The 9,878-nt window shown below is 36.2% G+C and carries 9 protein-coding genes; 5 read left to right on the top strand and 4 right to left on the bottom strand.

Going from position 1 to position 9,878, the window contains the following annotated elements; all coding sequences use genetic code 11:
• Window positions 1-383 precede the first annotated feature (383 nt).
• Window positions 384-1,268: a fructose bisphosphate aldolase gene (locus BBS29_RS07895; protein WP_068131119.1), complete on the bottom strand. Its 885-nt coding sequence runs from the start codon at window positions 1,266-1,268 to the stop codon at window positions 384-386.
• Between the two features lie 110 nt (window positions 1,269-1,378).
• On the opposite strand from BBS29_RS07895, the gene BBS29_RS07890 reads away from it, so the two are divergent.
• Both BBS29_RS07890 and BBS29_RS07885 read left to right on the top strand, forming a co-directional pair.
• The gene (locus BBS29_RS07890) at window positions 1,379-2,320 is read left to right on the top strand and encodes an ABC transporter ATP-binding protein (RefSeq protein ID WP_168162130.1); all 942 of its coding nucleotides are present in this window, start codon (window positions 1,379-1,381) and stop codon (window positions 2,318-2,320) included.
• A 12-nt stretch (window positions 2,321-2,332) separates the two neighbouring features.
• Window positions 2,333-2,902, top strand: a complete 570-nt coding sequence (locus BBS29_RS07885) for a nitroreductase family protein (protein ID WP_068131115.1) — start codon at window positions 2,333-2,335, stop codon at window positions 2,900-2,902.
• 43 nt (window positions 2,903-2,945) lie between these two features.
• Here BBS29_RS07885 and BBS29_RS07880 read toward each other — a convergent pair whose 3' ends face one another.
• Window positions 2,946-4,661 carry an ABC transporter ATP-binding protein gene (locus BBS29_RS07880; protein WP_068131112.1) on the bottom strand — a complete coding sequence of 572 codons (1,716 nt, stop codon included), beginning with the start codon at window positions 4,659-4,661 and terminating at the stop codon, window positions 2,946-2,948.
• A 127-nt stretch (window positions 4,662-4,788) separates the two neighbouring features.
• Between BBS29_RS07880 and BBS29_RS07875 the strand changes: the two genes are divergently transcribed.
• Window positions 4,789-5,850, top strand: a complete 1,062-nt coding sequence (locus BBS29_RS07875) for a D-alanine--D-alanine ligase family protein (RefSeq protein ID WP_068131105.1) — start codon at window positions 4,789-4,791, stop codon at window positions 5,848-5,850.
• A 34-nt stretch (window positions 5,851-5,884) separates the two neighbouring features.
• Window positions 5,885-7,102 carry a peptidase T gene (gene pepT / locus BBS29_RS07870; protein ID WP_068131102.1) on the top strand — a complete coding sequence of 406 codons (1,218 nt, stop codon included), beginning with the start codon at window positions 5,885-5,887 and terminating at the stop codon, window positions 7,100-7,102.
• Between the two features lie 18 nt (window positions 7,103-7,120).
• Here the strand turns inward: pepT and BBS29_RS07865 are convergent, their stop codons facing one another.
• On the bottom strand, window positions 7,121-8,602 hold the full coding sequence (locus BBS29_RS07865) for an MDR family MFS transporter (protein WP_068131099.1): 1,482 nt from the start codon (window positions 8,600-8,602) through the stop codon (window positions 7,121-7,123).
• Between the two features lie 20 nt (window positions 8,603-8,622).
• Complete coding sequence (locus BBS29_RS07860; protein WP_040929018.1) at window positions 8,623-8,802, bottom strand: hypothetical protein; 180 nt, start codon at window positions 8,800-8,802, stop codon at window positions 8,623-8,625.
• Window positions 8,803-8,907: 105 nt separating this feature from the next.
• On the opposite strand from BBS29_RS07860, the gene BBS29_RS07855 reads away from it, so the two are divergent.
• Window positions 8,908-9,699 (top strand): class I SAM-dependent methyltransferase, encoded by a 792-nt coding sequence (locus BBS29_RS07855; RefSeq protein WP_068131096.1) that lies wholly within the window; start codon window positions 8,908-8,910, stop codon window positions 9,697-9,699.
• Window positions 9,700-9,878: the final 179 nt, after the last annotated feature.

The raw sequence follows: 9,878 nt of genomic DNA, 5'->3' as shown, positions 1-9,878 counted from the left end.
TATCTACTGTAAAATTAAGTTGAGTCATTTGTATTCTCTCCCTGTTAATTTTTGTTGGTAACTAAATTATAACAGAGAATGCGATGGCTCTTTTTTCTATTTTACACAATTATATGGACGTAACTAGAAATCGCGAATTTCACCGACGATTCGATGATTCCCGTCGGCGAATAGGAATTTCGCCGACGAAAGTCCTGTTAGCGTCGGTGGGGAATCGAATTCACCGACGATTCGTCAGAATTATCGGTGAGATACAACTATCACCGACGATTCCACCATACCAACTCACCACGCGGCTAAATCTAACCAATCGAACCGATGAAACATCCTGAAAAATAGAAAAAACCGAAATTCCATCAGAATTTCGGTTTTATCATCTTTAATTATTTCTTGTTTACTGAAGCGTCGTAGATTTTTTCTACTGAATCAGCGAGTAGGTTGTTGAATTCTTCATCAGTTTGATCGACTGATAATCCTTCTGTTAACCCGCGTGAGAAGCTCGCGATGATTCCTTCGTTTTCTTTTAATAGTTCGTTTGCTGTTGCACGGCTATATCCACCTGATAATGCAACGACACGAATGACGCGTTTGTGGTCGACTAATTCTTTGAAGTTATTTCTTACTGAAGGTATTGTCAGTTTAAGCATGACGTCTTGTCCTTCTTCTAACTTATCTAATTCTTCTAAAATCGCGACTTTTAAAATGTCTTCGATTTTTTCTTTGTCTTTAGAGTTGATGTCAACTTCAGGCTCGATGATCGGTACTAACCCTTTAGCTAAGATTTTCTTACCGATTTCGAATTGTTGTTCTACAACTTCTTTAATCGGACCTTCGTTTGCTTCATGGATGACTGAACGCATTTTTGTACCGAAGATGCCGTGTTCGTTTGCACGGTCTAATAACTCATCAAGTTCAGGCATTGGTTTCATTAGCTGAACGCCGTTTTCTTCATCAGCAAGTCCTTTATCTACTTTTAAGAATGGCGCGATACCTTTGTCTCTTAAGTATTCCGCAGTGTATTTACCGTCAACTTTACTTTCCATCGTTTGTTCGAAAAGAATTGCACCTAAGATTTTGTCGCTAGTAAATGCTGGTGACGTAACGATACGTGTACGCATTTGGTGTACAAGATCGAACATTTCCTCTTCAGTATCGTAGCTATCTTCAGCGATACCGTATAAACGTAAAGCTTTAGGTGTTGAACCTCCACTTTGGTCTAACGCTGCAATAAATCCATTACCGTTTTTAACTTTGTCTAAATGTGACATGTATGAATTCCCACTCCTAAAATAATATTAAGCATAATCGCTCATCATCTATATTATGCTAGATTTCTCGATTTAGTTCAATATGTAAGCAATTTATGTATAATATAATTATGGATAAAGTACAACTAACTCAAGTGAGTAAGCATTTCGGAGATATGAGTGCATTACGAAACGTAAATATAAATATAAAAGAAGGAGAATGTTTGGCAATTGTCGGTCCGTCAGGATCAGGCAAAAGTACAATTTTACGCATAATTGCTGGACTCCTTGAACCGTCACATGGTGAAGTGTATATCGATGGTCAAAGAATGACCGATGCTAAACCGAAGGACCGTAATTTAACATTTGTGTTTCAAAACCTTGCACTGTACCCGCATTTAACAGTGAAACAAAATATCGAGTTTAGTATAAAGAAAAGTATGAGTAAAGAGGTGCTCAGAACTCACGTTGAAACGATTGCGACTGAACTTGGTATTAAACGACATTTAGAAAAACTTCCGAACGAATTGTCAGGCGGTGAGCGTCAGCGTGTCGCTCTAGCTAGAAGTCTAGCGACAAATGCGGATATTATATTAATGGATGAACCACTCGCTAGTCTTGACACAAGTTTAAAACGAGAAATTACTGACTTAATTTTACGCATTAAAACTGAAGAAGAGAAGACGATTATATATGTTACACATGATCATAATGAGGCGATGAAATTAGGAGATAAAATACTCGTTCTTAAAGACGGAGAAGTCGAGCAATTTAGTGACGCGTCTAAAGTGTATCGTTATCCAAATAATCCGTTCGTTGCACAGTTTTTCGGGACGTATCCGATGAACGTCTTTAAAGACAACGGTAAATTATTCGCTATAAGACGAGAAGATATAAAAATCGTTGACGATGGAATTCCAGTAACCGTCGATGATGTTGAAATCGTCGGAGGGGATGCATTTGTTTCATTTACATATCTGAGTCAACCGATGGTATTACTAGCGAGAGACGAGAATGTAACTGTTCACGATGACATTCATATACAGTTTAAATTACTACACGAATTTCAATAAGGAGAATGACCAATGAGCGTAATTGAACCAATTTTAAATAGAAAAAGTACGAAGATATTTAAGAAAACAGAACCGATTTCTAAAGAAGCGGTTGAAACGATTATAGAGGCTGCAATCCAAGCGCCGAACCATCACATTACTGAACCTTGGAAGTTTATTGTCATGCAAGGAGAAAACATGCAGCAGTTTTATGATGCGGCAATGGAATTCCAAAAAAACCGTGACATTAGTGAAGAAGAATTTGAGCGTATGAAAGTTAAAATGGTCAGTAAAACGATGGTTGCTCCAACTGTTATTTTAGCGGTCTATAGTAAAAATAAAAATAAGACACGCGGTAAATACGAAGAAGACATTTTAGCGGTCGGTGCAGCAATTCAAAATATGCTTATTCAAGCGACGAGTATGGGCATCGATTCTATTTGGAAGACTGGGCCAGTTTATAATGCTACAGAAGTAAAGTCAGCACTAGGTATAGAGGAAGACGAAGAAGTTGTAGGCGCAATTTTCTTTGGAGAAAACGACAACGCAAAAGAACTTCTTAGAAAACGTACTGATAAACAAGAAAAAACAATTTGGCTATAAAAATAACTATCCTTTTATATTAAAAAGGATGGTTATTTTGTGTTTATAATGCTGCAAATTGTGCATCGTGTAACGCTCGGTAAAGACCTTCGCTATTTTCTAGTAATTCTTCGTGTGATCCGGATTCTTCAATACCGTTTGGTGTCACAACTAAAATACGATCTGCGTTTTTAATTGTCGCAAGTCGATGAGCGATAACAAGTGTCGTACGACCGACTGCGAGTCGGTTTAACGCGGATTGTATTTCTCGCTCTGTTTCAGTATCTAATGCACTTGTCGCTTCGTCTAGTATTAGAATCGGTGGATTTTTTAAGAACATACGTGCAATCGAAATTCTTTGTTTTTGACCACCAGATAATTTCACGCCGCGTTCACCGACGACTGTGTCTAAGCCTTTAACATAACTATCGACAAGATCTTTTAACTGTGCTTTTTCAAGCGCATCGTAAATTTCTTCATCGGTCGCATCAGGTTTACCATATGCGACGTTTTCTCTTAACGTTCCTGAGAATAGAAATACATCTTGTTGAACGATACCGATATTTTCTCTAAGTGATTTTAATGAGTATTCCTTAATGTTCGTGCCGTCTATCGTAATTGCACCGTCAGATACTTCATAAAATCTCGGAAGTAAACTCGTGATCGTCGTCTTACCCGCACCACTTGGCCCGACAAGTGCGACAGTTTCTCCAGGAGTTACGTTAAACGATAAGTCGTTTAAGATTTTTTTATCCTCATATGAGAATGAGACGTTTTGGTAGACGATTTCGCCTTTAGGATTTTCAAGCGCTATTGGATTTTCAACTTCTTTAATTTCTGATTCGACGGCCATCGTCTCAGTAAAGTGTTTAAATCCAGCAATACCATTTGGATATAATTCGATGACGGCGTTAATTTTTTCGAGTGGTTTAAATAATATATTTGAAATTAAAATAAACGCAGCGAAATCCCCGTAAGAGATTTTATCGTTTAATACGAAGTACGCACCCGCAATTAAGATGAATACTGTCACAAAACGCATGAGCATATATGAAATTGAGTTGTTTAACGCCATGATTTTATATGCTTTAAGTTTTGTCGCTCTAAAGCGTGAGTTAATTGCTTTAAATGCTTTAATTTCATCTACCTCACGAGCGAATGCTTGAACGAGGCGAATTCCACCGATTTTATCTTCAATTAAATGGTTGAATTCAGAGACACGTCCGAATAATTCTCTAAACGCAACTGTCATCTTTTTGTTGAAATAAATAGCGATGATTAAAATCAGCGGTACGATCACAAATGAAATGACAGCAAGTTCAGGGTTAATCCAGAACATAATTCCAAATGCACCGAGTAGTGTCATCACGGCAATAAATAAGTCTTCTGGCCCGTGGTGTGCTATCTCACCGATATTCATGAGATCGTTTGTTAAACGTGTTAACAACTTACCTGTTTTTGTATTGTCAAAATATCTGTACGATAAATATTGAATGTGACTATATAAGTCGTTACGGATATCTCGTTCAATATTTGTACCGAGTAGATGTCCGTAATACGTCACGACATACTGTAAAAACGTATTGAGTATGTATACAGCGAGTAATCCAACTGTTGCGAGTAATATAATTTTAAAGTTACCTGTCGGCAGTAAATTATCTATAAAACCACTGACGATGAGTGGGAAAAGTAACTCTAATAATCCGACAAACACTGCTGATGAAAAATCAATCATAAACAGCGTCTTATACGGTTTATAATATGAAAAGAATCGCTTCATATAGCACCAGCCCTTAAATAAGATTATCAAAATTATAACATAATAAAATTACGACACTTAAAAAGAATGATTTATAAATAATGAATATGATAAAATAAAAACGAATTTATAAAAAAGGACGAATCATATGAATAAATTAAACATTGGGTTAATATACGGTGGAAAATCAACGGAGTATGAAGTATCACTTCGCTCAGCGAAGAGTGTTTTAGATGCACTCGATAAAAATAAATATAACGTTCGTTTAATTCACGTACTAAAAACCGGCGAGTGGGTCACTACAACAGATTTAACAGAAATCGACTTAACATTAGTCGACGAAAAAGAAACGATGAAAGTGATTCCGGGTAATCAATTTGAGACGGAATCTGGTGAAATTCAACTCGATTCAATCTTCTCGGTACTTCACGGCACGTATGGTGAAGATGGCAACATTCAAGGATTACTTGAATGTGCGAACGTCGCTTATGTCGGCTGTGATACGAAAGGTAGCGCAGTCGCTATGGACAAAGACGTGACGAAAAGGTTACTCGATTACCATCATATTCAAGTGGCAAACGGAATCGTCGTTCATTCTTATGAAAAGGATGTCGTCGATTTTAACTTAATTGAGGAAGCACTCGGTTTACCAATGTTTATAAAACCTGCGAACCAAGGTTCTTCAGTCGGTGTAAGCAAAGTAGAAAATGAAAACGAATTTAATCATGCTTTAAACGATGCATTTAAATTTGACGATAAAGTACTCATAGAAACGGCGATTGTCGGTCGTGAAATCGAAGTGTCTGTCCTTGGCAATGACGAGTTAATAGTATCGATTCCAGGTGAAATTGTTTCAAACGTTGACTTTTACGATTACGAATCAAAATACTTAACAGATGACGGTGCGACGCTAATCATTCCTGCTAAACTGACAGAGGACGAAACGAAAAAAATTCAAGAAGTCGCAGAACATACGTACCGTACACTCGACTGCTTAGGGTATGCACGTGTAGATGTATTTTTAACTGAAGATGGAGAAGTGATTGTAAACGAAGTCAACACGTTACCTGGATTTACATCGATTTCAATGTATCCAAAACTAATGGAACAAAGCGGTATACCGTATAGTGAATTACTCGATCGATTAATCGGTTTAAGTATTGAAAGATATAACGAAAAAAATAAGTTAACACGTGATTCTGGATTTTAATTTTCGATAAATTACATGGATAAGGGAGATTACTATGAAAGAACAACTTACAGAAAGACTCATTAGATATGCAAAAGTAGACACTCAGTCCGACGCTTCAAGTAAAACGACGCCTTCTACGAGTAAGCAGTGGGATCTTTTACATATGTTAAAAGAAGAGTTAGAAGAAATTGGTTTATCTGATATTACTCTCGACGATAATGGGTATTTATTTGCAACAATACCTGGTAATGTCGATGCTGAAACAGTTGGTTTTTTAGCACACGTTGATACAGCGACAGACTTTACAGGAACAAACGTTAACCCACAAGTCGTTCAGTATAAAGGTGGCGACATCATTTTAAACAAATCACAAGATATCGTCATGACTGTAAAAGAGTTTCCGAACTTAAACAATTATGTTGGTCATACACTTATTACAACAGACGGTACAACACTTTTAGGAGGAGACGACAAAGCAGGTATTACTGCAATCGTCACTGCCGCTGAAGCGATTTTAAATAGCGATATCGAGCACGGTGATATCCGTATTGCATTTACGCCAGATGAAGAAATAGGTCGTGGACCTCATAAGTTTGACGTCGAGAAATTTAATGCAGACTTTGCATATACAATTGACGGTGGGCCAGTTGGTGAACTTCAATACGAAAGTTTTAACGCTGCCGGTGCGAAAGTAATTATTAAAGGTAAAAACATTCACCCAGGTACTGCGAAAGATAAAATGATCAATAGTTTAACAATCGCTTCTAAATTTGCTTTAGAGTTCGACCCTGAAGATACTCCAGAATGTAGTGAAGGGTATGAAGGATTTTTCCATTTACTCACAATTAACGGTTCAACAGACGAAACTGAATTAGAGTATATTATTCGTGACTTTGATAGAGATAATTTTGAAAATCGAAAAGAAACGATGAAGAAAATTGTAGAGATATATCAAGATACGTATGGTCCACAAAACGTAAGATTAGAACTAGAAGATCAATATTACAATATGAAAGAGAAAATTGAACCTAAGTTTTATATCGTAGAAATCGCTCAAGAAGCTATGAAATCACTCGGTATAACGCCTGTCATTCAACCAGTACGTGGCGGAACAGACGGCTCTCAGCTATCCTTTATGGGACTTCCAACGCCAAACATATTTACAGGAACTGAAAACATGCATGGTAGATACGAGTTTACATCTGTAAATGATTTAGAAAAAGCGACAGAAACGATTATAGAAATCGTTAAACGTATCGCCCAAAAATAAAAAATACCGTAAAGAAGATTAATCTTCTTTACGGATTTTTTTTCGTCCATCGTCAACAGGACGTGCAGAGAAAGTTGAGTTTTTCATCATATCTTCACTCGTCACACGTTTTAAGAAAAACGCAGTGATGAGCCCTATTCCCATAAATACAGCACCGACGTTAAATGCTAAGTTAATGCCCTCAATTGTAATTTGGTTTTCAATTTCAGGTGTCACAACGTCCAGTTTATTTAAATTAAAGTTAATATATCCTTGCATAACAGAAATTAGTAAGGCGATACCAACAGCTCCAGATACTTGGTTTTGCATAGAGTTTAGAGAAGATCCATCTGGGGTTAAATCACGTGGCAAGTCGTTCATACCATTTGTCATAACTGGTGTGTTAACGAGAGTCATACCAAACGCACGAATGACGTAAATCGTTAAAATGTATGAAAAACTAGTATCTATTGTAAGTCGACCTAAAAACGCTGTCGTTACAGTCGCAAGTGTAAGACCGATAATTGCCATTCCTTTAGGGCCATACATATCAAATAATTTACCAGATACAGGGGACAGAAGTCCTAAAATTAACGCACCGGGTAACATGAGTAACCCTGTTTCAAGTGGCGAACGATGTTGTATATCTTGTAAAAAGATTGGGACTAAAATCATACCTGCAAATAGTCCCATATTCGTTGCAGCACTAATGATCGTTCCGAGTAAATACATACGATATTTATATACTCTAAAGTTTAACATCGGAACGTCTAACTTCATTTGTCGCATTACGTAAAAGTAAATGACAACAACACCAATGATAATTGGACCAAATGTTTGTATAGAAAGTAATTTATGGTCTCCAGCAGACACAAGTCCATATAATAATGCACCGAATCCAATCGTTGACATAATAACGGATGGAACGTCCATGACAGCTTTTTTATTTAGTAAAACGTTAGGTAGTAAAACAAAACCAGAAATTAAAAGTATGATTAAGATCGGTATCATCATTAAAAATAAGACGTGCCAATCATAACGTTGTATGACAACACCTGAGAGTGTCGGACCGATTGCTGGGGCGAAGAACATGACTAAACTGAACATCCCCATCGCTGTTCCACGTTTTTCAGGTGGGAAACTTCTAATTAGAGTATTCATTAGAAGAGGCATAAGTATTGAGGATCCTGTCGCTTGGATCATACGTCCTGCGATGAGCATCGGAAATGTTACAGAAAATCCTGCTAGAGACGTTCCGATTAAAAATAATCCCATTGAACTTAAAAATATTTTCTTCGCGCTAAAGCGGTTCATAAAATAGGCGGTCATCGGAATGATGATTCCAGCAACGAGCATATAAGACGTCGATACCCACTGAACGCTACTCGTTGAGATGCCAAAGTCATTTTTAATCGATGGTAATGCAACGTTTAAAAATGTATTTGATAAAAATGCGATAAACGCACCACTAATTAAAATGATAATTAAACGATAATCTGGCTTTTCGTTCGCATGTGCCATAGCTTTCCCTCCATATATTTTTAATCGAGATAATTATTATCAATAATAGTATATATGTAGAAACCTGCCACACTTCCTAATATAATAGATAATGCAACGATTCTTGGGAAACCGAAACTCGGTACGACAAACGTCACTCCCCAGTAAAATAATAAAATCATCAACGCTATGAGTGTAATTGCGAGTAATGGTTTAGACATAAAATATTCACTCCATATTAATTAAAAAACAATTATTTATTTATCATACCGTTATTTACGTATAGAATACAATTAAATAGTTTGATAGAAAAGGACGGATAGGACATGGATTATAAACTAAAAACATTTGAAGAAGAATACTTTAAAAGTCGTAATGACATACCAAAAGAACTATTAGATGGCATTAAACAACTCGGTATAGATTTTAAAGGTAAGAAAATTTTAGACCTCGGTGCAGGCCCTGGATTTTTATCTAAAATGTTGTCTGAAGAAGGTGCAACGGTTGACGCATTAGAGCCGAGTGAAATATTCAGAAAAATGGGAATCGATTATACGCGTGGTGACAACGTTAAATTCCATGACGGATTTGCAGAAAACACGCATTTAAGAGAAAACGATTATGACATTATTTTTGCATTACGTGCATGGCAGTATTTTGATTCAAATGAAGCGGTAAAAGAAGTGAAACGTCTATTAAAACCAAACGGTATGATGATAATTTCAGATTTAGGGTTTAGAGTAAATAACTCAATGATGAAAGAAACGATGAAAATCATTCGTGCAAATGCAAAATACAACCAATTAGAACCTGCAGGATCAAAAAAATATTCAATACAAATGATCAACAGTTTCCCAGTGGAATGGTTCAGTGACTTTAATTATCATAAATTTGACCTTACAAACCTTTTTAAAAAGGACTATAAAATAAAATTCACGGACGAAGAATGGTTGAAACGTATTGGAACGTCATCATGGCTTTCAAGATTTAGTGATCACCGTAAAGAGTCTGTACTAAAAGAAATTAATGATACGTTAAAAAAGTCCGTTGAAGGAGATATTTACGAGGTTCCACACGTCGTCAGTACAGCGATATTTAAAAATAAAAATAAAAACTAAAAGAAATGAATGTGTGAAAGCACATTCATTTTTTATGCAAAATTTAGGAAAACGAATACAAATTACATCAAAATTTCAGTGTAATTTGTAATTTTTATGTGTGTTAATTATCTAAAAACTTATAAAATAGACTGTAAATCGTTATCATTCGTATGTTTATTCATTTATATGTATAAATG

This window comes from Nosocomiicoccus ampullae (assembly GCF_001696685.1).
Taxonomy (GTDB): domain Bacteria; phylum Bacillota; class Bacilli; order Staphylococcales; family Salinicoccaceae; genus Nosocomiicoccus; species Nosocomiicoccus ampullae_A.
The sequence above is the reverse complement of the archived record's forward strand: the minus strand, read 5'-3'. Positions and strand labels throughout refer to the sequence as shown.